Source organism: Streptomyces sp. B1I3 (assembly GCF_030816615.1).
In the GTDB taxonomy this organism is placed as follows: domain Bacteria; phylum Actinomycetota; class Actinomycetes; order Streptomycetales; family Streptomycetaceae; genus Streptomyces.
This window is the reverse complement of the sequence record NZ_JAUSYD010000001.1, coordinates 3,140,316-3,166,562: the sequence shown is the minus strand read 5'-3', so window position 1 is coordinate 3,166,562 and position 26,247 is coordinate 3,140,316. Positions and strand designations below refer to the sequence as shown.

Genomic DNA, 26,247 nt, shown 5'->3' with positions numbered 1-26,247 from the left:
ATGGGTGGTCTCAGCCGTTGCCGGCCCGGCCGCTGCCCGGCAGACGACGGCCGGCCGCCCGCTGCCAGGCACGGGCCTGCCGGGCGAACCGGCGCACGGTGGGGTTGCGGGGGATGAAGTCGAACTGCGAAGGCAGTGCCCCGGGCAGGGCGAGCGCGGTCAGGCGCCGGCGCCTGAAGTAGCGGTCCCTGCCGGACGTCGGCTGCCGGGCCAGGAACGTCTCCGCTGCGGGGCGCAGTTCCGGGTAGATCTTCGGCTGCATCGCGAAGCCGACGGCGGTGACCAGCCCGCTGAGCTCGCGCCGTATCCGCTCCTCGTCCGGCAGGCTCCACGCAGCGGTCGCCGCCGCGTCCTCCAGGTCGGGGAGCAGCGCGTCGACGATCGTGACCGGCACGCGGTTGCTGTTCTGGTACGGGGTGAGCCCGTTGAGCAGCGCGTCCGTGCCGAGGCGGGCGACGGGGATGTCGTAGAAGACGGCGGCGGTGAGCAGGGCGGTGGAGAACGCGCCGACGACGAGCGCCGGACGCAGCTGCTGGTAGACCACTTCCGCGATGACGGGGGCGTCCAGGACGGTCAGTTCGGCGCCCAGCCGCTCCGCCTCCTCCTCCAGGGTGCGGGACCAGCCCGCCGGGGCGGAGGGATGCGGCTTGAAGACGACGTGGCGGTGCCCGAGTGCGACGGCGCCGCGCACCATCCGTACGTGGAGGTCCTCCTCCTCGGCGGACGTCAGGACGTCGATCGCCGACAGGTACTGCCCGAGCACCAGGGCGGGGGAGCCCTGGCCCCGGACCGAGGTGAGCGCGGGTGCGGCGTCGGCCAGTTCCGCGAGCACCTTGCGGAACTCGGCCGTGGGGACGACTTCGGGTTCGACGCCGAACTCGGAGAGCAGCAGCGGCCTGAGCCCCGGCACCAGGTCCAGGTGGAGAAGCCGCTGCACGCGGGTGCCGATCAACGGGTCGATCTTGTTCCGGGTCGGGCCGTAGCTCATCAGCCCGTCGGCGTAGACGTGCACGGGGCTCTCGCTGAAGATCTTCGCCAGGGCGTTGGACGGGTTCGCCTGGATGGACTCGAAGGCGATCTCGACCGGCCCGTCACCGAGGCCCCAGGCCAGACGCAGGTACCGCTCCCAGAGCAGGGTGTCCTGCTCGCGGGGGAACCAGCCCGCCGGGTGGAAGGGCTGGATGAACTCGTTCCAGGAGAGCACGGTGTCGAACTCGGTGCGCAGGCACTCGAACCCGTCCATCCGGTCGAGCGGGGTGCCCACCTCCGGGGCGTACGAGGTGTCGCTGACGACCAGGATCCGGCGGTGTTCGTCGCGGGGGCCGAACTGGCCCGCGCGGATCGCCGCGGTGACCGTGGCGGCGGCGTACTGCGAGCAGGCGGAGAAGAGCTGGGTGGTGCGGCGGCCGGGCATCAGGCGGAGGCTCCTGTGGTGACGGAGGGAACGGTCCCCGCGGGGACCGGGCGGCGACGGAGCCGGCGGAGCCGAGCCGCCCGCTGGTCCCCGAGCGAGTCGAGTGTGTCGCTGAGGAGGTCCTGCGGGAGGCGCTGGAGTGCAGCGGCGCTCATGGAGCGCAGCTGCCGCGCGACGGCCGGTTCGAACCTCTCGACGGAGTTCAGGTGGTGCGCCATCACGGCCGCGTAGGTGCGGACCGCCTTGGGCAGCAGCCTGTCCGCCTCGGGATCCCGCGCGGTCTCCTCGATGACCTGGTCGAACGCCCGGATGAAGTCGAGCTGTCGCACGTCGCCTATCTGGGTGAGCGAGGAGGCGACGCCGCGCCGGTAGAACACCCCGAGGAGCCCGACAGCGGCGAAGGACTCCGCCTCCCGGTGCAGCCGCCAGATCCACGGCCGGTCCTCGGCGGTCCGCAGCCCGTGCGTGAAGTGCAGGAGCCCGCGGTCGGCGAGACGGCGGTGGTAGATGCCGGCCCAGGCGTACGGGTAGTCCACCGACGTGGTGCGGTCGGGCGGAAGGATGGCCTCCCGCGGGCTGAAAGGGACACCCCGCAGTCCGTGCGGCACCCGGTGCACGGTCCGGGCCCTGCCGGTGACCTGCACGTGGTCGGCGCGTACGAAGTCGCACCCCAGGTCCTCCGCGGCGGCCAGCAGCCGCTCGTAGTAACCGGGGGCGAGCCAGTCGTCGCCGTCCAGGAAGGTGATGAACTCCCCGGTCGCGGCGTCCAGTCCGGTGTTCCGCGCGGTCGCGAGCCCGCCGTTCTTCTCGTGCCTGATCACGACCGCCCCGGGGATGTCCTCCCGCGCGCGGCGCAGGATGTCGGCCGTCCCGTCCGTCGAACAGTCGTCGACGAGGATGAACTCGAAGTCCTCACGCGCGTTCGTACGCAGGCTTCTGAGGGTGTCGGGCGCGTAGGTCTGCACGTTGTAGAACGGCACGATGACGGACAGCTTAACCATGCGGATCACGCTAGGTCCGGGCCCTGTCACGCGGTCTGTCCCCGGAAAGGACAGGGGGTGAACGGGCCGTGTCGGCTCCGTTAACCCGCCCGTTTCCACGGGTGCGAGCGCTCCGGGACGGCCCCGATTCCCAATCGTCGGCGGGCTGTTAACCATCTGTTGCCCCCGCGTTGGGCCGCGCATCGGAATGCCTTCCTAACTTCTAGGACGTGCCTCCTCGTACCAGCAACACGGCCGATCCGGCCGTCACCCCAGCAGCCGACAGCACGCCTCTGCGTATGGCCGTGCTCGCCGACTCCGACACCCGGTGGAAGTGGGGCGCGCTCACCGCGCGCCGCCTCGCCGGAGCCGTCGGCGCCGGTCCGCCGGAGCGGCCCGTCGACATCAGCGGGCTGCTGCTGCGCGGCCGGGCCACTCCCACCCCGAGGCAGCTCGCCGAGGTCGGAGAGGTCGGTGTGGACGCGGGCCGGGTGCGTGAGGTGACCGCCGTCGAGTTCCTGCACACCGTGCGGGACGAGGCGTACGACGTCGTCGTCCTCGCCCTGGTCGGCGGTGCCGTCCAGGCGATGCTGCACGGCCTGGCCGCGCTGGAACTGCCGCGCAGGCCCGTCGTCGTCACCGGTTACGTCGGGGTCGTCTACGAGAAGCTCGCCGACGGGCTGCTGCTGCGGCACGGCGCCGACATCGTCCTCGCCAACTCCCGTCACGACGCGGAGCGCTTCCGTGCCGTGTACGAGGGGGTCGGCGCGGACGCGTCGGCCGTCACCGAGGCGGCCCTGCCGTTCCTGGGCGGGGAGCCATACCGCGCGAAGGACGGCCGCGACACCGTCGTCTTCGCCGCCCAGCCCTCCGTGCCGGCGTCCCGCGCCGACCGCACGTACCTGCTGCGCCGGCTCGTCGAGCACGCCCGGCTGCACCCGGGCCGCGAGGTGCTGCTGAAGCTCCGCTCCAAGCCGGGCGAGCACACCACCCACATCGAGGAGCTTCCCTACCAGCGCCTCGCGGAGCGGATCCCCGGCGGGCTGCCGCCCAACTTCCGCCTGGTGTACGGGCACATGGGCGAGGTACTCGACCGCACCGACCTGCTGGTCACCGTCTCCTCGACCGCCGCGCTGGAATCCCTGCACCGGCGTATCCCGACCGCGGTCCTCTCCGACCTCGGCGTCCGCGAGGCCCTCGGCAACCACCACTTCATCGGTTCCGGGCTCATCACGTCGTGGGACCACCTCGACGGCGGATTCCGCCCGCAGCCCGACGAGGAGTGGCTGTCGGGTCAGGGCGTCGCAGCGGACGGCTCGTACTCCACCGCGTACGACACCGCCCGCGCCCGGGTCGGCGAACTGCTCGCCGGCGGCCGCCTCCCCGGCCTCGTCCCCTACTACACACCCGCCACCGCCCCCGGATACCTCCCCGGCATCCTCGCCCGCCACCACCTGGGCCCGGACGGCCACCCGCTGCCGGGCGCCGTCGCACCCAAGGAGACCGGCCGGGTCAGGGGAGCCGTGCGCGAGACCGTCCGCAACGCGGCACGCGGTGCCTACCGCCACGGCGTCCAGCGGGTCGCCCCGGTGATCCGCCGGATGGGCGAGCTGTGACCACCACTCCAGGAGCAACCATGACCCCGCCCCCGGCCCCCACCGTGCTCGCCGTGATCCCCGCCCGCGGCGGATCCAAGGGCGTCCCCGCCAAGAATCTCGCCCAGGTCGGCGGCGTGCCCCTCGTCGCCCGCGCGGTCCGCGCCTGCCTGGCGTCGCCCGAGGTCACCGACGTCGTCGTCACGACCGACGACGAGGCCATCGCGGAGGCGGCCCGGGCCGCGGCCGAGACGCTCGGTGACACCGCCCGGCTGCACTGCGTGCAGCGCCCCACCGCCATCGCGGGTGACACCGCGACCAGCGAGGCGGCCGTCCTGCACGCGCTGGACGCGTACGAGGCCATGCGGGACGGCCGGACGGCCGACGTCGTGCTGCTCGTCCAGTGCACCAGCCCCTTCGTCACCCGGGAAGACATCGACGGCGTCGCCGCCGCCGTCGCCCGGGACGGCGCCGACACGGCCGTCACCGTCGCCCCCTTCCACGGCTTCGTCTGGCGCGACGGCAGCGCGGTCGAGGACGGAACGTACGGCGTCAACCACGACAAGGCCGTGCGCCCCCGCCGCCAGGACCGCCCCCAGGACTTCCTGGAGACCGGGGCCGCGTACGCCATGGACGCCGCCGGTTTCCGCACCCACCGCCACCGCTTCTTCGGTCACACGGCGCTCGTGGAGACCGATCCGGCCCGGGTCCTGGAGATCGACGACCCGCACGACCTCGCCCGCGCCCGTGCCCTCGCGCCGCTCCTGGACCCGTCCCCGCTGCCGACACGGGCGGACATCGACGCCGTCGTCCTCGACTTCGACGGCACGCAGACCGACGACCGGGTCCTCATCGACTCCGAGGGGCACGAGATCGTCGCCGTCCACCGCGGCGACGGCCTCGGCATCGCCGCCCTGCGCAGGGCGGGCGTACCGCTCCTGATCCTGTCCACCGAGCAGAACCCGGTCGTCGCCGCCCGCGCCCGCAAGCTCCGCGTGCCCGTCCTGCACGGCATCGACCGCAAGGACCTGGCGCTCAAGCAGTGGTGCGAGGAGCAGTCCCTCGACCCGGGCCGCGTGCTCTACGTCGGCAACGACGTCAACGACCTGGCCTGCTTCGGTCTCGCGGGCTGGCCCGTCGCCGTGGCGAGCGCCCACGACTCGGTACGCGCCGCAGCGCGCGCCGTCACGACCACCCCCGGCGGCTTCGGTGCCATCCGCGAGATCGCGGCCTGGCTCCTGGGCCCCACCCTCACCACCGAAACCCCTGCCACCACCCCCACCAAGTAAGGAAGCACCACCATGAGCAGCACCTCCCGCCTGCGCACCTTCGGCTCCCGCACCGCGGGCCCCGGCAACCCCGTCTACGTGACCGGCGAGATCGGCATCAACCACAACGGCGACCTCGACAACGCGCTCGCGCTGATCGACGTGGCCGCCGACGCCGGCTGCGACGCCGTGAAGTTCCAGAAGCGCACCCCGGAGATCTGCACCCCGCGCGACCAGTGGGACATCGAGCGCGACACCCCTTGGGGCCGCATGACGTACATCGACTACCGCCACCGCGTCGAGTTCGGCGAGGCCGAGTACCAGGCCATCTCCGAGCACTGCGCCAAGCGCGGCATCGACTGGTTCGCCTCCCCGTGGGACACCGAGGCCGTCGCCTTCCTGGAGAAGTTCGACGTCCCGGCGCACAAGGTGGCCTCCGCCTCCCTCACCGACGACGAGCTCCTGCGCGCCCTGCGCGCCACCGGCCGCACCGTGATCCTCTCGACCGGTATGTCCACCCCGCGTCAGATCCGGCACGCGGTCGAGGTCCTCGGCAGCGACAACATCCTGCTCTGCCACGCCACGTCGACGTACCCGGCGAAGGCCGAGGAGCTGAACCTGCGGGTCATCAACACCCTGCAGCAGGAGTACCCGAACGTCCCGATCGGCTACAGCGGCCACGAGACCGGCCTGCAGACCACGCTGGCAGCGGTCGCGCTCGGCGCCACCTTCGTCGAGCGCCACATCACCCTGGACCGCGCCATGTGGGGCTCCGACCAGGCCGCCTCCGTCGAGCCCCAGGGCCTCACGCGCCTGGTCCGCGACATCCGCACCATCGAGGCGTCGCTCGGTGACGGCGTCAAGAAGGTGTACGAGTCGGAGCTCGGCCCGATGAAGAAGCTCCGCCGGGTCGCGGGCGTCGTCGCCGAGAGCGACAGCGCCCCGGCCGAGCCGGTCGCGGTCTGACGGGCCGACCGGTGAACCTCGCCTTCGTCGAGAGCCCGGTCCAGCTCCTGAACGTCCTGGAGTGGACCCACGCCCGGGGAGGACCCGACACCACGGTCGTCGTCCTCCCCCCGGTCGACCCGATGTCGCGCGGCCAGCTGCGCAGGATGGCGGAGCTGGCCCGCGACGAGGGCGTCACGGTGCGCTGGCAGGAGGCGCGCGGGAAGACCGGCGCGCCTCTGAAGGCCCTGCGCGCCCTGACCGCACTGATCCGCAAGGCGGACCGCATCGTCATAGGGGACCCCTTCTCCCGGTACGTGCAGCTGCTGCTCTCCCTGGTCCGGACCCGCCGGATCACGGTGGTCGACGACGGCACGGCCACCATGGAGTTCGTCGCGCAGCTGGCCGGCGGCGAACGCCTCGTGCGCTGGCACCGCAGGGGCAGCAGGGGCCCCCGCGAACTGCTGCTGGCCCCGGTCACCTCCGCCGCCCGCCGCAGCTTCACCCCCTCGGTGAACCGCACGGTCGAGGTGTTCACCGCGATGCCGGTGGAGGCCCCGGAGGGCGTCGAGGTCACCGCCAACACCTTCGCCTGGACCCGGGAGCGCTTCGGCCCGCCGTCCGTCACCAAGGGCGCCGACATGGTCGGTACGTCACTGGTGGAGACGGGCGTCGTCGACCCGGTCCCGTACCAGGAGGCGGTGGCGGCGCTGGCCCGCGCGCACGGCGCGACCCGCTACTTCGCCCACCGCCGGGAGGCCGCGGACAAGCTCCACGCCCTGGAGGCCGCCACCGGTCTGGAGATCGTCCGCCCGGACCTTCCCCTGGAGCTCATCGCCCGCCGCGGCCCGATCGGCCACACCGTCCTGAGCTTCCCGTCCACGGTGGTCCACACACTGCCGCTGGCCCTGGTCGGCACGGGTGTGAAGGTCGCGGTGTGCGACATAGCGCCCGAATGGCTGCGCGACACGGCGTCCCCTCGCGCGCAGGGCTTCCTGCGCGGGGTCACGGAGACGGCCAGGGACGTGCAGCGGCTGGCGCCGTGGCGGGTCACGGCGGTGGCGGAGGGGTGAGAGCGCGCTGACGGAGACGCATCGTCGACCTGATCAGTGAGGTCGTGACGGTCGAAGCCGCTCCGCCCTGGCGGGTTCGCCCCCGTCGAAGCGGTGCCGGGCGGCGCACCGTGTGCGGGGCGCGAGGACGTGGAGGCGCGTCCCGAGGCTCGGCCCCCGGACTGCGGTCCCGGGTCGCGGTTCCGAAGCTCGGCGCCCGAAGCTCGGCGCCCGAAGCTCGGCGCCCGAGCCCCGGGTTCGGGCGGTTCACTCGTTCGGAGGTATGTGGGCGGCGCGGGCCCGGCGCTCGAGCTTCGGGATTCGGGAGCCGGGGCCCGAGGGCCGGGCCCCGAGACGTGTAGTCGACCGGTAGGGAGAAGAAGGGTGGGGAAACCCTCCCCACCCGGCCGAACCTGCGACAGCCAGCAAGTATGACTAATTGTGACCAAGTTGCGGCGCAGCGTCGCGAGTGTCTACGGTGCCCACAACTGAACGACCCCGACGTGGTGTTGGTCGCACCGTGCCGGGGTCTCACCCCAAGATCCGGAAGACGATCTCGTGGCTATCCAGCACATTAGCTCCGCCCTGCGCGCCCCCGCACCCTCCTCCCGGCCGTACGCGAAGGCAGGCCCCGGCTACGGCAAGCGCTCCGCGCCCGGCCAGCACCCGCCCAGGCCGGACGACTTCGCCACGCTGCCGGAGCGTGAGCGGTACGTCGCCGGATACGTCGACCACCTGCCCGACGGGGCGGCCATGGACATCAAGTCACTGGCCAGGAGCCTGCCCCTGTACGGGCAGATGGCGGTCGGCAGCGCGCTGAGGGCCCTGGGGGTGGCCGGTCACCTGCGTCACGTGCGGTGCCCGGCGGACGCCGGTGGCGGCCGGATCCGCTGGATCACCCGCACCTACTGGTCCCGTACCGCTCGGGACAACGAGTGGTGGGCCGCGTTCCTCGGCGCCGCCCCGGCTGTGGCCGCGACCCCGGCGGCCCCGGCTGTGGCCGCGGCTCCGGCGGCCCCGGCGGCCCCGGCTGCCCCGTCGGCGCCCGGGACGGCGGACGCCCCCGTCGTACCGCAGCAGCGGACCCAGGAACCGGAACCGGGCCCGGAACCGGCACCCGTACCGGCGGTGGCTCCTGCTCCGCACGAGAAGGCGGGCGACGCCCTCTCGCCCGCCTATCTCGCCCTCGCGCAGCTCGGCCGGGCCGATGCCCGCCTCGCGCTCTCCGCCGCCGACTGCGTCGCGCTGGAGGAGGCTGCCGCCGCCTGGCTCGCGCGGGGCGTGAACGCCGAGTACCTGGTCCGGACGCTCGCCGCGGGGCTCCCGGCAGCCGTCGACTCGCCGGTCGGGTTCGTCAGGCGCCGGCTCCGCGACAAACTCCCGCCCAGGCTGCCCGCCGTCCCGCTCCCGGACGCGCCAGGCACGCCCCCGCACCGCCCGATGGTCGAATGCACCCAGTGCGGCGCGCCGGGCCGCCCGGAGGCCCTCCCCGACGGCCTCTGCCGCCCCTGCCGCACCCCTGCCCCGGCCGTCACGACGGCCAGCCCCGCGCCGCCCGCGGAACGTGACGTCAAGGCATACGTCGGCACGCTCCGGGAACTGCTCAGGCTGCCATGACCGCGGGGGGCGACGGTGAGGAGAACCCGGCCCCGGCGACACACGGCCCATGTCGTGAGGCTGGGCAGAAAAGGGTGGAGCATACCCACCCCGATCCGCCGTTACACGCCGCAACACCGCCTTCTGTTCCCCTGGGTGGCTGAACTTTTGTTGTTCTGTGGCCAGTTGAAGGCACGTGGGGCCTACCCTTGACTGGGTGAACCAGTTGAAGACCCGCTCGCCCCAGGCCGAGGCCGCCATGCCCGGCACCGTCTCCGACGAGCTCCGTGCCGAGCTGATCGCGTTCCGGCGTGACCTCCACATGCACCCCGAGCTCGGCAACCAGGAGTTCCGCACCACCGCCGCCATCAAGGCGCGGCTGGAGAGGGCCGGCCTGGCGCCGGAAGTACTGCCCGGCGGCACGGGTCTCGTCTGTGACGTGGGGGAGTGGGACGGCGTCACGCCCATGCTGGCGCTGCGCGCGGACATCGACGCGCTGCCGATCCCGGACACCAAGGCGGGCGTCTCCTACCGGTCCACCGTGCCCGACCGTGCGCACGCCTGCGGACACGACGTCCACACCGCCTGCGTGCTGGGCGCCGGGCTCGTGCTCAGCGATCTCGACCGGCAGGGGCTGCTGCCGCACGCCGTGCGGCTGCTGTTCCAGCCCGCCGAGGAGGTGCTGCCCGGCGGAGCGGCCGACGCGATCGACGCCGGGGCGCTGAAGGGCGTAGGCAGGATCATCGGCGTGCACTGCGACCCGAAGGTGGACGTGGGGAAGGTCGGGCTGCGGATCGGGGCGATCACCTCCGCCTGCGACCGGCTGGAGATCTCCCTGGACGGCCCGGGCGGGCACACCGCCCGGCCGCACCTGACCACGGACCTGGTCACCGCGGCTGCCCGGGTGGCCCTGGACGTCCCCGCGCTGCTGGCCCGGCGCGTCGACGCGCGGGCCGGGCTCGCCGTCACCTGGGGGCGGCTGGTGACGGGACACGCACCCAACGTCGTCCCGCAACATGCCGAGCTGTCCGGAACGGTTCGCTGCCTCGATCTGGAGACCTGGCGGCAGGCGCCCGACATGGTTCACGCGGCGATCGACGAGGTGGCCGGAATGCACCGGGCCAAGACGGTGATCGACTACGTCCGCGGGGTCCCGCCCGTGGTGAACGACGCGGAGTCCATCGGCCTGCTCGACGCCGCGATGACCGTGCGTCGTGGCGCGTACGCGATCGAGGACACCGAACAGAGCCTCGGCGGTGAGGATTTCTCCTGGTACCTGGAGCACGTGCCGGGTGCCATGGCCCGGCTCGGAGTGCGCACCCCGGGTGACACGCGTGGTCTGGACCTGCACCGTGGCAACTTCGACGTGGACGAGGAGGCGATCACCGTCGGAGTCGAACTGTTCACCGCCGCTGCGCTGCTCGACGGCAACCGCTCGTAACCGGACAGGACACCTCCTGTTCGCGACGATCCGATAACGGCTTCCGTACAGGTCCTTATCTGACATCTACGCGCGTTACGATCGCCGCGAAACCAGCGCCGGAAGAGGCGCTTCGGTCAGGTTTGAAGGAGCCTTCCCTTGCGCCGGATCACCAGGATTGCCACCGTGGGCGTTATGTCCGCGGCACTCGCGCTGAGCGTCACGGCGTGTGGCGAGTCGTCCTCCTCGAGCAGCAGTTCCGACTCCAAGGCCGACAAGACGGCCATCGCGTACGACATCGGCGGACGTGGCGACCAGTCGTTCAACGACGCCGCCTACGCGGGCCTGAAGAGGGCCCAGAAGGACCTCGGGGTCAAGGGCACCGAGGCCGAGCCGTCCGAGGGCGAGTCGGACGCGGACAAGGTCCAGCGCCTCACCTCGCTGGCGCGTGCCGGCAACAACCCGGTGATCGGTGTCGGCTTCGCCTACGCCCCCGCCATCAAGAAGGTCGCCCCGAAGTTCCCGAAGACCACCTTCGGCATCATCGACGACGCCTCGGTGACCGGCGACAACATCGCCAACATCGTCTTCAACGAGGAGCAGGGCTCCTACCTCGCCGGTGTCGCCGCCGCCAAGGTCACCAAGACGAAGACGGTCGGCTTCATCGGCGGTGTCGAGACTCCGCTGATCAAGAAGTTCCAGGCCGGCTTCGAGCAGGGCGTCAAGGAGGCCGACCCCTCGGTGAAGGTGCTCGCGCAGTACCTGACCCAGCCGCCGAACTTCGACGGCTTCTCCAAGCCGGACCTCGGCAAGGCCGCCGCGCAGGGCCAGCTCGACAAGGGCGCCGACGTGGTCTACTCGGCGGCCGGTCTGGCCGGTTCCGGTGCCATCGAGGCCGTCTCCAAGGCCGGCAAGTGGAACATCGGCGTCGACTCCGACCAGTACCGGCAGGAAGGACTCGCCGCCTACAAGGAGTCCATCCTGACCTCGGTCACCAAGGACGTCGAGGACTCCGTCTTCAACCTGATCAAGTCCGTCCAGGACGGCAAGCCGCAGTCCGGTGAGGTCCGCTACGGCCTCGCCAAGGACGGCGTCGGCCTGGCCACGTCGAACCCGGCCTTCACCAAGATGACCGAGGTCATCGCGGCCGTGGACAAGGCGAAGAAGGAGATCATCGACGGCACGATCACCGTCAAGACCGCCCCGTAACGACTCCGGTCGTCACGTCGGTCCTCCCTGGGCCCGGAGCGCGCACCCGTCGCCGCTCCGGGCCCGTGGGGTGCTCGTCGAAGAATCACCCAGAGGTGTGCGCAGGTGACCAGTAGTGCCCGCGCGGCATCGGAGCAGTACCGAGACCGAAGCAGTACCGAAGAAGTTGTGCCCCTCGCAGTGCCCTGCTCGTACCGGGCCGGACCCGCGTCCGGACCGTGGTGGTGGTCCTACGCTTTACGATTCGGCAGCGCTACGCGTGTAGACAGCCCTCAGGCGCGATAACTTCACCCCCGCCCCCTCTGCCCCTGTGCCCCCGCTCCTGTCCGGCCAAGGAGAGTGCGTCATCAACGCGTCCAGCAGTCCCCCTGCCGTAGAACTGCACGGCATCACCAAGCGCTTCCCCGGTGTCGTCGCCAACCACGACATCGGCATCACCGTCCACAAGGGCACGGTCCACGCCCTCGTCGGTGAGAACGGCGCCGGCAAGTCCACCCTGATGAAGATCCTCTACGGCATGCAGAAGCCGGACGAGGGGACCATCGCCGTGGACGGCGAGCAGGTGTCGTTCGCCAACCCGGGCGACGCCATCGCGCGCGGCATCGGCATGGTGCACCAGCACTTCATGCTCGCCGACAACTTCACCGTCCTGGAGAACGTCGTCCTCGGCGGCGAGAAGCTGCACGGCATCGGCTCCGCCGCCCGCAAGAAGATCAAGGAGATCTCCGAGGCGTACGGTCTGGGGGTCAGGCCCGACGCGCTCGTCGAGGACCTCGGGGTCGCCGACCGCCAGCGCGTGGAGATCCTCAAGGTCCTCTACCGCGGAGCCCGCATCCTCATCCTGGACGAGCCGACCGCCGTGCTCGTCCCGCAGGAGGTCGACGCCCTCTTCGCGAACCTCCGCGAGCTCAAGGCCGAGGGTCTCACCGTCATCTTCATCTCGCACAAGCTCGGAGAGGTCCTCTCCGTCGCCGACGAGATCACGGTGATCCGGCGCGGTACGACGGTGGGCACCGCCGACCCCGCGAACACCACGACCAAGCAGCTCGCCGAGCTGATGGTCGGGAGCGAGCTGCCCTCACCCGAGACGCGCGAGTCCACGGTGACGGACGTGCCGATGCTGGGCGTCGAGGGGCTCTCCCTCAGCGTGACCGACCCGGACGGGGTCGTCCGTGACGTCCTGTCCGACGTCAGCTTCACCATCCACAAGGGTGAGGTCCTCGGGATCGCGGGCGTCGAGGGCAACGGCCAGACCGAGCTCATCGAGGCGCTCGTCGGGATGCGGAAGCCGGACAGCGGGGTCATCACCCTGGACGCCGCCGACATCTCGGACGCCCCCACCCGCAAGCGGCGCGAGGACGGCATCGGGTACATCCCCGAGGACCGCCACCGGCACGGCGTCCTGCTGGACGCCCCGCTGTGGGAGAACCGCATCCTCGGCCACGTCACGGAGAAACCCAACAGCCGCGGCTTCCTGCTGGACCCGAAGGCGGCGCGCGCCGACACCGAGCGCATCGTCCGCGAGTACGACGTCCGCACCCCGGGCATCGAGGTCACCGCGGGCTCCCTGTCCGGCGGCAACCAGCAGAAGCTGATCGTCGGCCGCGAGATGAGCCACAACCCGAAGCTGCTGATCGCCGCCCACCCCACCCGGGGCGTGGACGTCGGCGCGCAGTCGCAGATCTGGGACCAGATCCGCGAGGCGCGCCGCGACGGGCTCGCCGTCCTGCTCATCTCGGCGGACCTGGACGAGCTCATCGGGCTCTCCGACACCCTGCGCGTCATGTACCGCGGCCGGCTCGTCGCGGACGCCGACCCCGCCACCATCACCCCGGAGGAACTGGGCTCGGCCATGACCGGCGCCGCCGCCGGTCACCTCGAAGCAACACCGGAGGACGAGGCCTGATGAAGAAATTCGACAAGGACCGGATCGTCCTGGGATTCGCCGGACCGGTCCTGGCCCTGGTGGTGGCCTTCGCGCTCACCACCGTGGTCCTGCTCATCTCGAACCGCGATCCGTTCGAGCTGTACCGGCTGCTGTTCGAGCAGGCGTCGTTCTCCGACGTGCAGGTACTGATCATCAACCAGGCCGGTACGTACTACCTGGCCGCTCTCGCGGTCGCCGTCGGCTTCCGGATGAACCTCTTCAACATCGGCGTCGACGGGCAGTACCGCCTCGCCGCGATGATGGCTGCCCTGGTCGGAGCCAGCGTCGACCTTCCCGGGCCGCTCCAGATCCTCCTCATCGTCGTCGTCGCGATGCTGGTGGGCGCCTTCTGGGCGGGTATCGCGGGCTTCCTCAAGACCACCCGCGGGGTGAGCGAGGTCGTCGCGACGATCATGCTCAACTCCATCGCGACCTCGCTGATCGCCTGGCTGATCCTGCCGAAGAACTTCGGTGACCAGGCAGCCGGCTCCAACAACCTGACCACGGGCGAGATCCCGGAGTCCGGCTGGTTCCCGGGACTCTCCCTGGGCGTCGAGGCCGGTGAGATCTACGGCTTCACCTTCGTCGCCGCCGGCTGCGGCCTCGTCTACTGGCTCGTCCTGAACCGCACCCGCTTCGGCTTCGACCTGCGGGCCACGGGCGCCAGCGAGAGTGCCGCGCAGGCCTCCGGCGTGGACGCCAAGAAGATGATCCTGACCTCGATGCTGATCTCCGGCGCCGTCGCCGGCCTGGCCGGGATGCCCACGCTGCTGGGCGACACCCACACCTACAGCCTCGACTTCCCGGTCGGCATCGGCTTCACCGGCATCACCATCGCGCTGCTCGGCCGCAACCACCCGGTGGGCATCGCCCTCAGCGCCCTGCTGATCGCCTTCCTGGACAAGGCCTCCTCGTCGCTCGACCAGTTCGGGTTCGAGAAGGAGATCGCCACGATCATGCAGGGGCTGATCGTCATCTCCGTCGTCATCAGCTACGAGCTGGTCCGGCGCTACGGGACCCGCCGTCAGCAGCAGAAGGTCGGCGAAGAGCTCGCTGCCGGCCACGCCCTCACGACCGAGAAGGAGGCGGCCCTGTGAGCACCAGCAAAGTCTCCGCCGCACGTGTCGCCCCCCACAAGGGCGGCGGCCGACGCAAGCTCTCCCTGCCCGTCGTCCTCCTGATCATCGCCGGAGCGCTGGCCCTCGTCTCGCTGGTCCGCCTCATCAGCGGCGCGAACGACGTGACCTCCGTGGGCCAGGTGCGCGGCGCCCTCGAACTGGCCGTGCCGATCGGCCTGGCCGGACTCGGCGGTCTCTGGGCCGAGCGGGCCGGTGTCGTCAACATCGGGCTCGAGGGCATGATGATCCTCGGCACCTGGTTCGGCGCCTGGGCCGGTTTCCAGTGGGGCCCCTGGATGGGCGTCCTGTTCGGCATCATCGGTGGCGCGCTGGGCGGGCTGCTGCACGCGGTCATCACCGTCACCTTCGGCGTGAACCACATCGTCTCCGGTGTGGCGATCAACATCCTCGCCGTCGGCGTCACCCGCTACCTCTCCAACTTCACGTTCGCCGAGGAGCCCGGCGGTTCCTCCAAGCAGTCACCGCGGCTGGAGGAGATCGACAAGATCACCGTTCCAGGGCTGTCGGACTGGATGCAGGACCTCCAGGAACATCACTGGTTCTTCGTCTCCGACCTCGCCGGCATCATCGGCGGCCTGGTCACCGGACTGTCCCTGCTGACCGTCGTCGCCCTGCTGCTGATCCCCGTCACGTGGTGGGTGCTGTGGCGCACGGCGTTCGGTCTGCGCCTGCGCTCCTGCGGTGAGAGCCCGGTGGCCGCCGAGACGCTCGGCGTCAACGTCTACAAGTACAAGTACATCGCCGTGACGATCTCCGGCGGGCTGGCCGGGCTCGGCGGTGCCTTCCTCGCCCTCGTCGCCACCAGCATCTACCAGGAGGGGCAGACCGGTGGCCGCGGCTACATCGGTCTCGCCGCCATGATCTTCGGTAACTGGATGCCGGGCGGCATGGCCCTGGGCGCCGGACTCTTCGGCTTTACCGACAGTCTCAAGCTGCGCGGTGGTGCCGACAACGTCCACGCGATGCTGCTGCTCCTCGCGATCCTGCTGGTGATCGTGGTGTTCTGGCAGCTGTACCGCAAGAAGTACGTGGCCGCGGTGATCTCGGCGGCCGTCTCGGCGCTGCTGTTCACCTGGTACGCGCTGACGGACCAGGTCCCGAGCCAGTTCGTGGACGCCGCCCCGTACGTCACCACCCTGCTCGTGCTCGCGCTGTCGGCTCAGCGGCTGCGGATGCCCAAGGCGGACGGCGTGCCGTACCGCAAGGGCGAGGGCAAGTGACGTCGCCGCCCGCGTCCGTCGACTGGGACGCCCTGCGCAAGGCCGCACGGGAGGCCATGTCCCGGGCGTACGCCCCGTACTCCGGCTACCCGGTCGGCGCGGCGGCCCTGGCCGACGACGGGCGCACCCTCGTCGGCTGCAACGTCGAGAACGCCTCGTACGGCATCGGCCTGTGCGCCGAGTGCGGCCTGGTCTCGCAGCTGGCCGCCACGGGCGGCGGCCGGCTGACGCACTTCACCTGCGTGGACGGCACGGGCGCGGTGCTCGTGCCGTGCGGCCGGTGCCGGCAGCTGCTGTACGAGTTCGGGGGGCCCGGGCTCGTCCTGGAGACCCCGGACGGCCTGCGCACGCTCGACGAGATGCTGCCGCAGGCGTTCGGGCCGCAGCACCTCGGATAGGACGACCGCCGTGGCCCTCCCGACGACCGGGAGGGCCACGCCCGTATCACCCCTCTATGCGCGTAGAGTCAGTGGCGACTCTGCGTAGCGCATCCCTGCCGGAAGGACACCCAGGACCATGGACGCCATTTCCGTCATCCGCACCAAGCGGGACCGCGGCGAGCTCAGCCCCGAGCAGATCGACTGGGTCATCGACGCGTACACGCGCGGCGAGGTCGCCGACGAGCAGATGTCCGCCCTGGCCATGGCGATCCTGCTCAACGGCATGAACCGTACCGAGATCGCCCGCTGGACCGCCGCCATGATCGCCTCAGGCGAGCGGATGGACTTCGGCGCGCTCTCCCGCCCCACCACCGACAAGCACTCCACCGGCGGCGTGGGCGACAAGATCACCCTCCCGCTCGCCCCGCTCGTCGCGGCCTGCGGCGCGGCCGTGCCGCAGCTCAGTGGACGGGGACTCGGCCACACCGGCGGCACGCTCGACAAGCTGGAGTCCGTCCCCGGCTGGCGCGCCCACCTGTCCAACGCCGAGATGCTGGACGTCCTGGAGACCACCGGCGCCGTGATCTGCGCGGCGGGTGACGGGCTGGCCCCCGCCGACAAGAAGCTGTACGCGTTGCGCGACGTCACCGGCACCGTCGAGGCCATCCCGCTCATCGCCAGCTCGATCATGTCCAAGAAGATCGCCGAGGGCACCGGCGCGCTCGTCCTGGACGTCAAGGTCGGCTCCGGCGCCTTCATGAAGACCATCGAGGACGCCCGCGAACTGGCCTCGACCATGGTCGCCCTCGGCACCGACAGCGGCGTACGCACGGTCGCGCTGCTCACCGACATGTCCACACCGCTGGGCCTGACCGCGGGCAACGCCCTGGAGGTACGCGAGTCCGTCGAGGTGCTCGCCGGCGGCGGTCCCCAGGACGTCGTCGACCTGACCCTCGCCCTCGCCCGCGAGATGCTCGACGCCGCGGGGCTCAAGGACGCCGACCCGGAGAAGGCCCTCGCCGACGGCTCGGCCATGGACGTGTGGCGCCGCATGATCGCCGCGCAGGGTGGTGACCCGGACGCCGAGCTCCCCGTCGCCCGCGAGCAGCACGTGGTCACGGCTCCGTCCTCGGGCGTCCTGACCCGTCTGGACGCCTACGACGTCGGCATCGCCGCCTGGCGGCTCGGTGCCGGCCGCGCCCGCAAGGAGGACCCGGTGCAGGCCGGTGCGGGTGTCGAGCTGCACGCCAAGCCGGGCGACACGGTGACCGAGGGACAGCCGTTGCTGACCCTGCACACGGACACCCCGGAGAAGTTCGAGTACGCGCTGAAGGCGCTGCCCGGCTCGTACGACATCGCCCCGGCCGGCACTCCGTTCACCGCGACGCCGGTCGTGCGGGAGCGTATCGCCTGACCTGAGGTTCTCCCCTGCGGAAGAACGGGACCGGCGGACCGCCGCCGGTCCCGTTCGGCATGCCGGGCCGGTGACGCACCGGACACCGGGTGTTCCCGGTCGGCCGGGGCGGGCCCCGGGGCGATGAGTTTCCGGCGCCACGCCGGTCTCTGTGGTGTGGATGCCATGACTCCGAACGCGCTCGTCCTCACCGGCCGCGTCACGCGTGCCGATGTGCCGGGCCTCTGCGCCCGGCTGGAGGCGCTGCTGCGCATCCGCCCGCAGGCTGCGGATCCGCCCGTCGCGGTGAGGGTGATCGACTGCGACGTGGGCGGGGTGATACGCCCGGATCTGGCCCTGGTCGAGGCGGTCGCCCGGCTCGGGCTCGTCGCACGCCGAGCCGGGGGCGTCGAGCTGCGGCTGCGCAACGTCCCGGCCGAAGTCGGGACGCTGCTCGAGCTGGTGGGGCTGGCCGGCGTGGTGGGTGACGTCCGGCCGCGACCGGACTGATCCACGCCCCAGCGGGCCACGGCGTGGGCGCGGACCTCACCGGAGCTGCGGTGGACCTGCTCCGCGTATCCGTCCGCGTATCCGTGCGGCACCTGCGTGCCCCCGTGACGGGGACGGTGCTCGCCGAGGGTGACGGCGCCACCCCGGAGGCAACGCACGGGGCATCGCCGCCCAGCCCGCCCACCACAGGAAGGCTCAGCCCATCACCACGGGCCGCCCGGGTCTCCTCACGCGTCGGCGTCCAAGTGGTCCGGCAGTCCGAACAGCGGGAACCAGCGCGGGGTGTCCAGGAAGCAGTGCATACCGGTGATGGCGCCGTCCGAGATGTCGATGACCTGCACCGCCCACGGCACGAAGCCCGGACCGTCCGGATTCGGCTTGTAGTGCGCGAAGGCGGGGGTGCCGTTGGCCTCCGTCGCCACCAGCCGGGAGTTGGCACAGCTCGCCCCCATGGAGAGCATGAAGCCCGCGATGTCGTCGTGTCCCCGGAGCCAGAGGTCGAACGGCGGCATGGTCATCACCGCGTCCTCGTGGAGCAGCGCCGTCAGCGCCGCCATGTCGTACCCCTCGAAGGCCGCCACATAGCGGTCCAGGAGCTTGCGCTGCTCCTCGTCCAGCGGATTCGCGGTGTCCGGGACCGTGCCCTCCATCTCCGAGACCGTCGCCCGGGCACGCTGCAGCGCGCTGTTGACCGAGGCGACCGTCGTCTCGAGCAGCTCGGCGACCTCACTGGCCCTCCAGGCCAGGACCTCGCGCAGGATGAGCACCGCCCGCTGCTTCGGCGGCAGGTGCTGGAGAGCGGCGACGAACGCCAGGCGCACCGATTCGCGGGCCACCGCGGCCTCGGCCGGATCGGCCGTGGACGGCAGGACGCGGCCGTCCGGCATCGGCTCCAGCCAGGTGTTCTCCGGACGCGGGTTGAGCGCGGCCTGCGCCAGGGGCGTGGGACCGGTCAGATCCACCGGCCTGGCCCGCTTGTTGCCCGCGTTCAGCATGTCCAGGCAGACGTTCGTCGCGATGCGGTAGAGCCAGGAGCGCAGCGAGGAACGGCCCTCGAACTTGTCGAAGTTGCGCCACGCGCGCACCATCGTGTCCTGGACCGCGTCCTCCGCCTCGAAGGCCGAGCCGAGCATCCGGTAGCAGTAGCCGGTCAGCTCGACCCGGTGTCCCTCCAGACGGCTGTCGATGTCCGCCGTCGCTGTCAGATCACTCATCGCTCCACCCCAGTTGCGCTGTGACACCGCTCACCCAGCACTGTGGAAGCTACCCCAGGGCACCGACAACGGGGCGGAAGCGGGAAAGCGGCAGCTCAGGTGCCGGGCTTGCGTCCGTACACGAAGACGTCGTCCCCGTTCTTCAGCAGGTTCCAGTATGACTTCGCGTCCGCCGGACGCATGTTGACGCAGCCCGCCGAGCCCGGGTTGTTGTACATGGACTTGGTGACCGAGTGGAACGCCTGGCCGCCGTCGAAGAACTGGGCGTACGGCATCCGGACGTCGTAGAGCGTCGACCAGTGGTTGATGTTGCGCCAGTAGACCTTGCTCGCGCCGGTGCGCGTCTCCGCGCCGTCGCGACCCGTCCGCACCGGCACCGGGCCGAACTTCAGCCTGCTGCCGTCCTGGATCCAGCTCAGCTGCCGCGTGAGGTCCACGCACGCGATGCGTCCCCTGTTGGTGGGGCACTTCTTCGCGGCGTTGGGGTTCTTGCCCGCCGCCTTCTGCGCGGTGATCGTCTTCATCGTCCGCCAGGTCACGGGTCCCGCGTACCCGGCGGACGGCGTGATGCCCTTCGATACCTGGAAGGCGCGGATCGCCGTGCAGTCGGCCGTGGACTGACGCCCGTCCACCGGCCGGTTCAGGTACTTCTCGACCTGCTTCTGGTACGGCCCCTTCGACGCCGTGCAGGAGGCCGCCTGCGCGGCCGTGCCGGTGCTCAGGACCAGGGCCGGTACGGCCATGAGTCCGGCGACGGACAACGCGGCTCCGCGCCGCGTCGTCACGCTGCCGCATATCTTCCCCGAGATGCGCATACGCCTGTTCCCCTTCGCGCGCGGTGTGGTGACTCCGCTTGTTGGACGCGCGTAGGGGAGCGGCGGTTGTGCGGGAACAGGTCTCAGTTGTGCACGGCCGTCGCCGTCCGGGTCCGGAGCCGCTCGGTGCGGGCGGCCCTCGTCCCGTACAGCGTGATCGACACGACGCCGAGGACCGCCAGGAGACCCAGTGCGACCGTGCCCGTCCAGCCGCCGGCGTGGAAGGCGACCGCGCCGAGCGTGCCGCCCGCGCTGGATCCCAGGTAGTACGCGGACTGGTAGAGCGCCGACGCCTGGGCGCGGCCCGTCGTCGCGGTACGGCTCACCGAGGAGGAGGCGACCGCGTGCCCGGCGAAGAATCCGGCCGTGATCAGGACCAGGCCCAGCAGGACGGCGGCCAGCTGGTCGGCCAGGGAGAGCAGCAGGCCCGCGGCAGTCGTGGACACGGCGAGGTAGAGCGCGCCCCGGCGGCCCAGCCGGGCGACCAGGCGGCCGGCCGCCGCGGAGGAGACCGTACCGACCAGGTAGACCAGGAAGATCGAGCCCACGACGCCCTGCGGGAGGCTGAACGGTGCCTCGACGAGCCGGTAGCCGATCACGGTGTAGACCGCGCCGAACACCGTCATGAACAGGGCGCCGATCGCGTACAGCCGGCGCAGCAGCGGGTCGGCGAGGTGGCCGGTGACCGTCTTCGCCAGAGCCCTGGGGTTCAGCGAACCGGGCGTGAAGTGCCTGGCCTTGGGGATCATGAAGTGGAACACGACGGCGCAGGCGACGGCCAGCAGCCCGACCGCGCCGAGCGCGGCCCGCCAGCCCCACAGCTGGGCGACCCAGCCGGTGAGGATGCGGCCGCTCATGCCGCCGATGCTGTTGCCCGCCACGAACAGCCCGATCGCGGCCACCAGCGCCTTGGGCCGCACCTCCTCGGCCAGGTACGCCATCGCGGAGGCGGGCAGTCCGGCCAGTGCCGCGCCCTGGACCGCGCGCAGCGCGATCAGCCAGCCGAGCGAGGGGGCGAACGGGACGAGCAGCCCGACCAGCACGGCCACCGTCAGGGAGGCCGTCATCATCTGCCGCCGCCCGAAGCGCTCGGAGAGCGCGCTCAGCGGCAGGACGCACAGTGCCAGCGCACCGGTCGCCGCGGAGACCGTCCAGCTCGCCTGACCGGCCGTGGCGCCGAAGGAGGCGGAGACGGCGGGCAGCAGCGCCTGCGTGGAGTAGAGGAGTGCGAAGGTCGCGATCCCGGCGGCGAACAGAGCGAAGCTCATCCGGCGGTAACCGGGGCGGCCCGGCTCGAGGCGGTCCGGCTCGGAGCGGCCCGGCTCGGAGTGGTCGGGTCCGGACCGGTCCCGGGTGGTCGGGGGGACGGCGACGGCGGATGACGGAGCGGAGGCGCCCAGCACGATGGTGGACGCCCCGGTACTGGCAGGAGGCATACCCCGAACGTAGGCTTCCGCGTTTCATGCGTCCAATGCATGAAACCGTCATAATCGTTCCCATGGTGCATCAGTACAGCTCACAGCCTCGGCTGTCACCGAGCAGTTACGAAGAAGACATTCGCGCCGTGCTCGCGCCCCGCCTGGCGTACTTCGAGGCGGTGGCCCGCCACGAGCACGTCACCCGTGCCGCACACGAGCTCGGCGTGCCGCAGTCGACGCTCTCGCGGGCCATGGTCAGGCTCGAACAGGACCTGGGAGTCGCCCTCTTCGCCCGCAGGGGCCGCACCGTCTCGCTCACCCCCGCCGGCCGCACCTTCCTCGGATCGGCGGAACGCGCGCTGGCCGAGGTGGAGAAGGCCGCCGACTCGGTGCGCGCCGACGCCGACCCGACCGCGGGCAAGGTGGCCTTCGGCTTCCTGCACACCATGGGCTCCGAGACCGTGCCCGCCCTGATCCGCGCCTTCCGGGCCGACCATCCGAGGGTCCGCTTCCAGCTCGTGCAGAACTACGGCGAGGCGATGATCGAGCGACTGCGGGCGGGCGGCCTCGACCTCTGCCTGACGTCCCCCGTCCCCGACGCCCCCGATCTCGTGGCCCGCCGCCTGGACGAGCAGCGGCTGCGGCTGGTCGTGCCCGACGACCACCGCCTCGCCGGACGGCGGCGTGTCCGCCTCGCCGAGGCCGCCGATGAAGCCTTCGTCACCCTGGAACCCGGTTACGGCCTGCGGCGGATCACCGACGACCTCTGTGCGGAGGCCGGCTTCACGCCGCGCGTCGCGTTCGAGGGCGAGGAGGCCGAGACGCTGCGCGGGCTGGTCGCCGCCGGGCTCGGGGTGGCCCTGCTGCCGCCGCCCGCTGTCGCCCGGCCCGGCGTGGTCGAGCTGACCGTGACGGCGCCGCGTGCGGCCCGTGAGATCGGGGTGGCCTGGCTCGACGGGCACCCCGACACCCCGCCCGTGGCCGCCTTCAAGCGTTTCCTGCTCTCGCGCCGAGGGAACCTGCTGCCGGACTGACCAGGCGCGCGGAGCCGGACCGGGGCGCGCGGACCCGTCGCCCTGCGCCCCGCGTGCCGGCGCCCCGCGCCCGCGGCCCGTCGCCCCTACCCCCGTACCGACGGGACGGTCCGACGCGCGCGCTCAGTGCCGCAGCGACCGGCCGAAGCCGGCGGCCAGCGGCATCCGCAGCCCCAGCGGCGGCGGTGCCGCGAACGCGTCGGCGACCGGTCGCGCGTACGACCTGGCGAAGAGCGAGCCCCGCACGAAGTCCGCGGCCAGCGCCGTCACCTCGGGCCGGTGCTGACGCAGCGCGTGTCCGTCCGAATGGACCTCGAACCGGCAGGTGTCCCGGTTGGACTTCTTGGCGCGCTCGGCCAGCCGGTAGGACAGCTCCGGATCCGTCCGCGCGTCGTTCGTGCCGTGCACGATCAGCACCCGGCGCCCCGCGAGGTGCTTGACCGGCTCGGGTTCCGGCTCGGGAGCGGCCGGGCCCTCCGGCAGCCACGGGGCCATCGCCAGGACCGACGTGACGGCCGCGTGCCCGCCCGCGCGCAGGGCCGCCCGGCCGCCCATCCCGTGCCCGGCGAGGCAGACGGGGACGTCACCGTAGCGGCGCACGACCTCGTCGGCGGCCCACTCGGCGTCGGCCGCCGGATCGGCGTCGGCGTTCCAGCCCCGCCGCCGGTAGCGCACGATGTGTACGGCGAGACCGTCCCCGTGGCCGGCCCGCGCCAGCGTCCGTGCGAACGGCAGTTGGAGGGCGTACGAGAGGGCGGAGGGACGGCGCCGCGATGCGGTCTCGCCGTCCGGGAGCAGCAGGACCACGCCGCTGACCTCGGATGGTGCTCCGGCCGTGTTGACGGCCCGTCCCAGCCTGGCGGCAGGCAGGGGAAGTGCGCGCTGTGCCATGACAGAACAGTGTCAGAAGGGCAGATGGATTCCATCCGACTTCGGGGTCACTGTTACGCATCGGCGACAGCGCTCTACGCGCGTAGGCGCTAGAGTGCCAAGATGACGAGCCAGACCCTGAACGTCCCCGATTCCGACCAGATCCGCCGTGCGCCCAAGGTGCTTCTGCACGACCACCTCGACGGTGGCCTGCGCCCCGGCACCGTCGTCGAGCTGGCGCTCGCGCAGGGCTACGACGCCCTCCCGGAGACCGAACCCGACAAACTCGGCATCTGGTTCCGTGAGGCGGCGGACTCCGGTTCGCTGGAGCGCTACCTGGAGACGTTCGCCCACACCTGTGCCGTCATGCAGACGCGTGACGCCCTGTTCCGGGTGGCGGCCGAGTGCGCCGAGGACCTCGCCGAGGACGGCGTCGTCTACGCCGAGGTGCGGTACGCGCCGGAGCAGCACCTCACCGCGGGCCTGACCCTGGAAGAGGTCGTCGAAGCGGTCAACGACGGCTTCCGTGAGGGCGAGCGGCGGGCCCGTGCGAACGGTCACCGCATCCGCGTCGGCGCCCTCCTCACGGCCATGCGGCACGCCGCCAGGGCGCTGGAGATCGCCGAGCTCGCCAACCGCTACCGCGACCTGGGTGTCGTGGGCTTCGACATCGCGGGTGCCGAGGCGGGCTTCCCGCCCACCCGGCACCTGGACGCCTTCGAGTACCTCAAGCGCGAGAACAACCACTTCACCATCCACGCGGGCGAGGCCTTCGGGCTCCCGTCGATCTGGCAGGCCCTGCAGTGGTGCGGCGCCGACCGGCTCGGCCACGGCGTGCGCATCATCGACGACATCGAGATCGCCGACGACGGCAGCGTGACCCTGGGCCGTCTCGCCTCCTACGTACGGGACAAGCGCATCCCGCTGGAGCTCTGCCCGACCTCCAACCTCCAGACCGGTGCCGCGGACTCGTACGCCGAGCACCCCATCGGGCTGCTGCGCAAGCTGCATTTCCGCGCCACCGTGAACACGGACAACCGGCTGATGAGCGGGACCAGCATGAGCCAGGAATTCGAGCGGCTGATCGAGACGTTCGGATACACGCTCGACGACATGCAGTGGTTCACAGTCAATGCGATGAAATCAGCGTTCATTCCTTTCGATGAACGTCTCGCGATGATCAATGACGTCGTGAAGCCCGGATACGCGGAGCTGAAATCCCAGTGGCTTTTCCGTCAGACCGTCACGACCAGCGGTTCTTCGCCCTCTGCGGGCTGAGGTAGATACGGAGAAAGCGGCCGGGGGTGTTGAATCCCGGCCGTTTTCCGTGTCCCGGCATGTTTGCGGGAGGGGTGAGGAGCTGGCTACGTTGCAGAGCCCGCTCACATCCCCTTTCCAAGGATGAATGTCATATGAAGCAGACCGCTGTCAGGACCCTCGGCGTCGCCGCTCTCGGTGCCGCTTTCGCCGCCGCCGGTGCGGGCAGTGCCTCCGCCGTCGCGCTGCCCGTCGACTCGGCGGCCGGCATGCTGCCCCAGAACATCGCACTCGACTCCGTGGTCGACGCCCTGCCTGCCGTCCAGAAGGCCGCGGGTGGCCTCCTCGACCAGCAGCAGGGGGGCCACGCGGTCAAGACGCAGGGCAACAACCTGCTCGGCGGCATGCCCGCCGGCGGGCTGACCGGTCTCCTGCCCCTCGGCCGCTGAGCAACACCGTCGACGCACTGTGGGGCGCGCACCCGGACCGGGTGCGCGCCCCACAGTTGTTCTCCCCGTGCGTCCTCCCCGTGGTGCCGCCGGTCACCAGGCCGGCGCGGACGAGGGCTTCTCCGACGGCAGCAGCATCCACAGCGCCAGGTACAGCAGGAACTGGGGGCCGGGAAGCAGGCACGAGACCAGGAAGATGACGCGCATCGTCCCTGCGGAGGTGCCGAAGCGCCGTGCCAGCGCTGCGCACACTCCACCGATCATGCGTCCGTCACGGGGGCGGGCAAGTGCGGCCATGGTGGGCTCCTTCGCGAACCGTTGCGGGGAGCAGCTCCGTCGTGCTCCCGGTACCTCCATAGTGGCTCCGCGAAGGGGTGCAAAGCGTCGCTCTACGGGGCGATGCCGACCCTGGAAATCGTCGGGGTCGGCCCCTGAGGGGCCTCGCTCCTGAGGGCCCAGGTCTCGTTACCGATCCGCGTCAGGTCCCCGGCCCCCGCCCGGTTGCCGCGGCGCAGCCTCGCCCGGGACACCGGAACGACCAGCAGATGCGCGAGCGCGACGCCCGTGGTGTTCAGCAACAGCGAGTCCACGTCGACGACCTGGCCCGGTACGCCCGTCTGTCCCAGTTCGATGGCCATCGAGATCAGGGCTCCCGCCGCGACGGTCCGCGCGAGTGAGGCCCAGGGGGAGACCAGCAGTCTGCCTCCGGCCATCGGGAGCAGGACGCCCAGCGGCGCCAGCAGCAGCAGCCCCTCACCGATCCGGCGTGCCGCCTCGACGGGGCCGAGTGCCAGGTCCGCCCGTATCCCGTCGAGCGGCCGCAGGTTCGCGGCCGTCATCCAGGGCACATCGAGCGGGCGCAGTGTCAGCCAGCCGACGAACAGCAGATGCGCGAGGAGGAGGAGGGCCCCCGTCGCACGGAAGTGGATGACGGCACGGCCGTCCGGACTCTGACGCACATGCACCAAGACGCCACGACCGGCAGGATCGGTTCCGCACGGTCGCGGAAGCCTCTGTGACGAGCGGCACGCAGGGGACCGGCTCGGGACGGCCCGGCCGGCCGCTCCCGTCCGGCCCGCCGGGACAGCCCGCCCAGGGCCCACCCGGCCCCCAAGGCCCACCGCCCCCAGGGCCCCCGAGCA

24 protein-coding genes are annotated in these 26,247 nt (G+C 71.5%); 16 read left to right on the top strand and 8 right to left on the bottom strand.

The annotated features are described in order from the left end of the window. Nucleotides 1–10: 10 nt before the first annotated feature. Together QFZ58_RS14350 and QFZ58_RS14345 are read right to left on the bottom strand one after the other, a co-directional pair. Nucleotides 11–1,414, bottom strand: coding sequence for a polysialyltransferase family glycosyltransferase (locus tag QFZ58_RS14350; RefSeq protein WP_307125326.1), 1,404 nt, complete (start codon nt 1,412–1,414; stop codon nt 11–13). Then, nucleotides 1,414–2,415, bottom strand: coding sequence for a glycosyltransferase family 2 protein (locus tag QFZ58_RS14345; protein WP_307125325.1), 1,002 nt, complete (start codon nt 2,413–2,415; stop codon nt 1,414–1,416). The genes QFZ58_RS14350 and QFZ58_RS14345 overlap by 1 nt, the downstream gene beginning before the upstream one ends. A gap of 209 nt (nt 2,416–2,624) precedes the next feature. Here QFZ58_RS14345 and QFZ58_RS14340 point away from each other — a divergent pair, with 209 nt between their 5' ends. The 13 genes from QFZ58_RS14340 to QFZ58_RS14280 all read left to right on the top strand — a co-directional run bounded on the left by QFZ58_RS14340 (nt 2,625) and on the right by QFZ58_RS14280 (nt 18,048). Beyond that, a complete protein-coding gene (locus QFZ58_RS14340; RefSeq protein ID WP_307125324.1) occupies nt 2,625–4,010 on the top strand; it encodes a DUF6716 putative glycosyltransferase in 1,386 nt (461 codons plus the stop codon). 20 nt (nt 4,011–4,030) lie between these two features. Then, nucleotides 4,031–5,278, top strand: coding sequence for an acylneuraminate cytidylyltransferase (locus QFZ58_RS14335; protein ID WP_307125323.1), 1,248 nt, complete (start codon nt 4,031–4,033; stop codon nt 5,276–5,278). A 12-nt stretch (nt 5,279–5,290) separates the two neighbouring features. Continuing rightward, nucleotides 5,291–6,223: an N-acetylneuraminate synthase family protein gene (locus QFZ58_RS14330; RefSeq protein ID WP_307125322.1), complete on the top strand. Its 933-nt coding sequence runs from the start codon at nt 5,291–5,293 to the stop codon at nt 6,221–6,223. A gap of 11 nt (nt 6,224–6,234) precedes the next feature. Continuing rightward, nucleotides 6,235–7,275: a hypothetical protein gene (locus tag QFZ58_RS14325; protein WP_307125321.1), complete on the top strand. Its 1,041-nt coding sequence runs from the start codon at nt 6,235–6,237 to the stop codon at nt 7,273–7,275. 537 nt (nt 7,276–7,812) lie between these two features. Further along, entirely contained in the window at nt 7,813–8,871 is a 1,059-nt protein-coding gene (locus tag QFZ58_RS14320) for a MarR family transcriptional regulator (RefSeq protein ID WP_307125320.1), read from the top strand. A gap of 196 nt (nt 8,872–9,067) precedes the next feature. Then, complete coding sequence (locus QFZ58_RS14315) at nt 9,068–10,291, top strand: amidohydrolase (RefSeq protein ID WP_373428549.1); 1,224 nt, start codon at nt 9,068–9,070, stop codon at nt 10,289–10,291. A 138-nt stretch (nt 10,292–10,429) separates the two neighbouring features. Continuing rightward, the gene (locus tag QFZ58_RS14310) at nt 10,430–11,479 is read left to right on the top strand and encodes a BMP family protein (protein WP_307125319.1); all 1,050 of its coding nucleotides are present in this window, start codon (nt 10,430–10,432) and stop codon (nt 11,477–11,479) included. A 322-nt stretch (nt 11,480–11,801) separates the two neighbouring features. Beyond that, nucleotides 11,802–13,385, top strand: coding sequence for an ABC transporter ATP-binding protein (locus tag QFZ58_RS14305; protein ID WP_307128861.1), 1,584 nt, complete (start codon nt 11,802–11,804; stop codon nt 13,383–13,385). Continuing rightward, a complete protein-coding gene (locus tag QFZ58_RS14300) occupies nt 13,385–14,503 on the top strand; it encodes an ABC transporter permease (RefSeq protein ID WP_307125318.1) in 1,119 nt (372 codons plus the stop codon). The genes QFZ58_RS14305 and QFZ58_RS14300 overlap by 1 nt, the downstream gene beginning before the upstream one ends. Then, the gene (locus QFZ58_RS14295; protein WP_307125317.1) at nt 14,500–15,765 is read left to right on the top strand and encodes an ABC transporter permease; all 1,266 of its coding nucleotides are present in this window, start codon (nt 14,500–14,502) and stop codon (nt 15,763–15,765) included. The genes QFZ58_RS14300 and QFZ58_RS14295 overlap by 4 nt, the downstream gene beginning before the upstream one ends. Then, nucleotides 15,762–16,163, top strand: coding sequence for a cytidine deaminase (locus tag QFZ58_RS14290; RefSeq protein WP_307125316.1), 402 nt, complete (start codon nt 15,762–15,764; stop codon nt 16,161–16,163). The genes QFZ58_RS14295 and QFZ58_RS14290 overlap by 4 nt, the downstream gene beginning before the upstream one ends. 118 nt (nt 16,164–16,281) lie before the next feature. After that, nucleotides 16,282–17,559 (top strand): thymidine phosphorylase, encoded by a 1,278-nt coding sequence (locus tag QFZ58_RS14285; protein WP_307125315.1) that lies wholly within the window; start codon nt 16,282–16,284, stop codon nt 17,557–17,559. Between the two features lie 156 nt (nt 17,560–17,715). Beyond that, nucleotides 17,716–18,048 carry an STAS domain-containing protein gene (locus QFZ58_RS14280; RefSeq protein ID WP_373428548.1) on the top strand — a complete coding sequence of 111 codons (333 nt, stop codon included), beginning with the start codon at nt 17,716–17,718 and terminating at the stop codon, nt 18,046–18,048. Between the two features lie 227 nt (nt 18,049–18,275). Here QFZ58_RS14280 and QFZ58_RS14275 read toward each other — a convergent pair whose 3' ends face one another. From QFZ58_RS14275 to QFZ58_RS14265, 3 genes are all read right to left on the bottom strand, one after another. Next, the gene (locus QFZ58_RS14275) at nt 18,276–19,262 is read right to left on the bottom strand and encodes a sigma-70 family RNA polymerase sigma factor (protein WP_307125313.1); all 987 of its coding nucleotides are present in this window, start codon (nt 19,260–19,262) and stop codon (nt 18,276–18,278) included. 95 nt (nt 19,263–19,357) lie between these two features. Continuing rightward, nucleotides 19,358–20,077, bottom strand: coding sequence for a L,D-transpeptidase (locus QFZ58_RS14270; RefSeq protein WP_307125312.1), 720 nt, complete (start codon nt 20,075–20,077; stop codon nt 19,358–19,360). 83 nt (nt 20,078–20,160) lie between these two features. Beyond that, a complete protein-coding gene (locus QFZ58_RS14265; protein ID WP_307125311.1) occupies nt 20,161–21,513 on the bottom strand; it encodes an MFS transporter in 1,353 nt (450 codons plus the stop codon). A gap of 62 nt (nt 21,514–21,575) precedes the next feature. Here QFZ58_RS14265 and QFZ58_RS14260 point away from each other — a divergent pair, with 62 nt between their 5' ends. Next, nucleotides 21,576–22,529, top strand: a complete 954-nt coding sequence (locus QFZ58_RS14260; RefSeq protein WP_307125310.1) for a LysR family transcriptional regulator — start codon at nt 21,576–21,578, stop codon at nt 22,527–22,529. 123 nt (nt 22,530–22,652) lie between these two features. Here the strand turns inward: QFZ58_RS14260 and QFZ58_RS14255 are convergent, their stop codons facing one another. Next, entirely contained in the window at nt 22,653–23,420 is a 768-nt protein-coding gene (locus QFZ58_RS14255) for an alpha/beta hydrolase (RefSeq protein WP_307125309.1), read from the bottom strand. A 102-nt stretch (nt 23,421–23,522) separates the two neighbouring features. On the opposite strand from QFZ58_RS14255, the gene QFZ58_RS14250 reads away from it, so the two are divergent. Together QFZ58_RS14250 and QFZ58_RS14245 are read left to right on the top strand one after the other, a co-directional pair. Then, nucleotides 23,523–24,677 carry an adenosine deaminase gene (locus tag QFZ58_RS14250; protein ID WP_307125308.1) on the top strand — a complete coding sequence of 385 codons (1,155 nt, stop codon included), beginning with the start codon at nt 23,523–23,525 and terminating at the stop codon, nt 24,675–24,677. 134 nt (nt 24,678–24,811) lie between these two features. Beyond that, a complete protein-coding gene (locus QFZ58_RS14245) occupies nt 24,812–25,105 on the top strand; it encodes a hypothetical protein (protein WP_307125307.1) in 294 nt (97 codons plus the stop codon). Between the two features lie 93 nt (nt 25,106–25,198). Here QFZ58_RS14245 and QFZ58_RS14240 read toward each other — a convergent pair whose 3' ends face one another. Further along, nucleotides 25,199–25,402, bottom strand: coding sequence for a PspC domain-containing protein (locus QFZ58_RS14240; protein ID WP_307125306.1), 204 nt, complete (start codon nt 25,400–25,402; stop codon nt 25,199–25,201). A 92-nt stretch (nt 25,403–25,494) separates the two neighbouring features. Then, a complete protein-coding gene (locus tag QFZ58_RS14235; protein WP_307125305.1) occupies nt 25,495–26,070 on the bottom strand; it encodes a VanZ family protein in 576 nt (191 codons plus the stop codon). Nucleotides 26,071–26,247 lie beyond the last annotated feature (177 nt).

Coding starts and splice junctions, on each gene's coding strand:
- QFZ58_RS14350 (WP_307125326.1), bottom strand. CDS start 1,414: ATGCCCGGCCGCCGCACCACCCAGCTCTTCTCCGCCTGCTCGCAGTAC.
- QFZ58_RS14345 (WP_307125325.1), bottom strand. CDS start 2,415: ATGGTTAAGCTGTCCGTCATCGTGCCGTTCTACAACGTGCAGACCTAC.
- QFZ58_RS14335 (WP_307125323.1), top strand. CDS start 4,031: ATGACCCCGCCCCCGGCCCCCACCGTGCTCGCCGTGATCCCCGCCCGC.
- QFZ58_RS14330 (WP_307125322.1), top strand. CDS start 5,291: ATGAGCAGCACCTCCCGCCTGCGCACCTTCGGCTCCCGCACCGCGGGC.
- QFZ58_RS14300 (WP_307125318.1), top strand. CDS start 13,385: ATGAAGAAATTCGACAAGGACCGGATCGTCCTGGGATTCGCCGGACCG.
- QFZ58_RS14285 (WP_307125315.1), top strand. CDS start 16,282: ATGGACGCCATTTCCGTCATCCGCACCAAGCGGGACCGCGGCGAGCTC.
- QFZ58_RS14275 (WP_307125313.1), bottom strand. CDS start 19,262: ATGAGTGATCTGACAGCGACGGCGGACATCGACAGCCGTCTGGAGGGA.
- QFZ58_RS14270 (WP_307125312.1), bottom strand. CDS start 20,077: ATGCGCATCTCGGGGAAGATATGCGGCAGCGTGACGACGCGGCGCGGA.
- QFZ58_RS14265 (WP_307125311.1), bottom strand. CDS start 21,513: ATGCCTCCTGCCAGTACCGGGGCGTCCACCATCGTGCTGGGCGCCTCC.
- QFZ58_RS14260 (WP_307125310.1), top strand. CDS start 21,576: ATGGTGCATCAGTACAGCTCACAGCCTCGGCTGTCACCGAGCAGTTAC.
- QFZ58_RS14255 (WP_307125309.1), bottom strand. CDS start 23,420: ATGGCACAGCGCGCACTTCCCCTGCCTGCCGCCAGGCTGGGACGGGCC.
- QFZ58_RS14250 (WP_307125308.1), top strand. CDS start 23,523: ATGACGAGCCAGACCCTGAACGTCCCCGATTCCGACCAGATCCGCCGT.
- QFZ58_RS14245 (WP_307125307.1), top strand. CDS start 24,812: ATGAAGCAGACCGCTGTCAGGACCCTCGGCGTCGCCGCTCTCGGTGCC.
- QFZ58_RS14240 (WP_307125306.1), bottom strand. CDS start 25,402: ATGGCCGCACTTGCCCGCCCCCGTGACGGACGCATGATCGGTGGAGTG.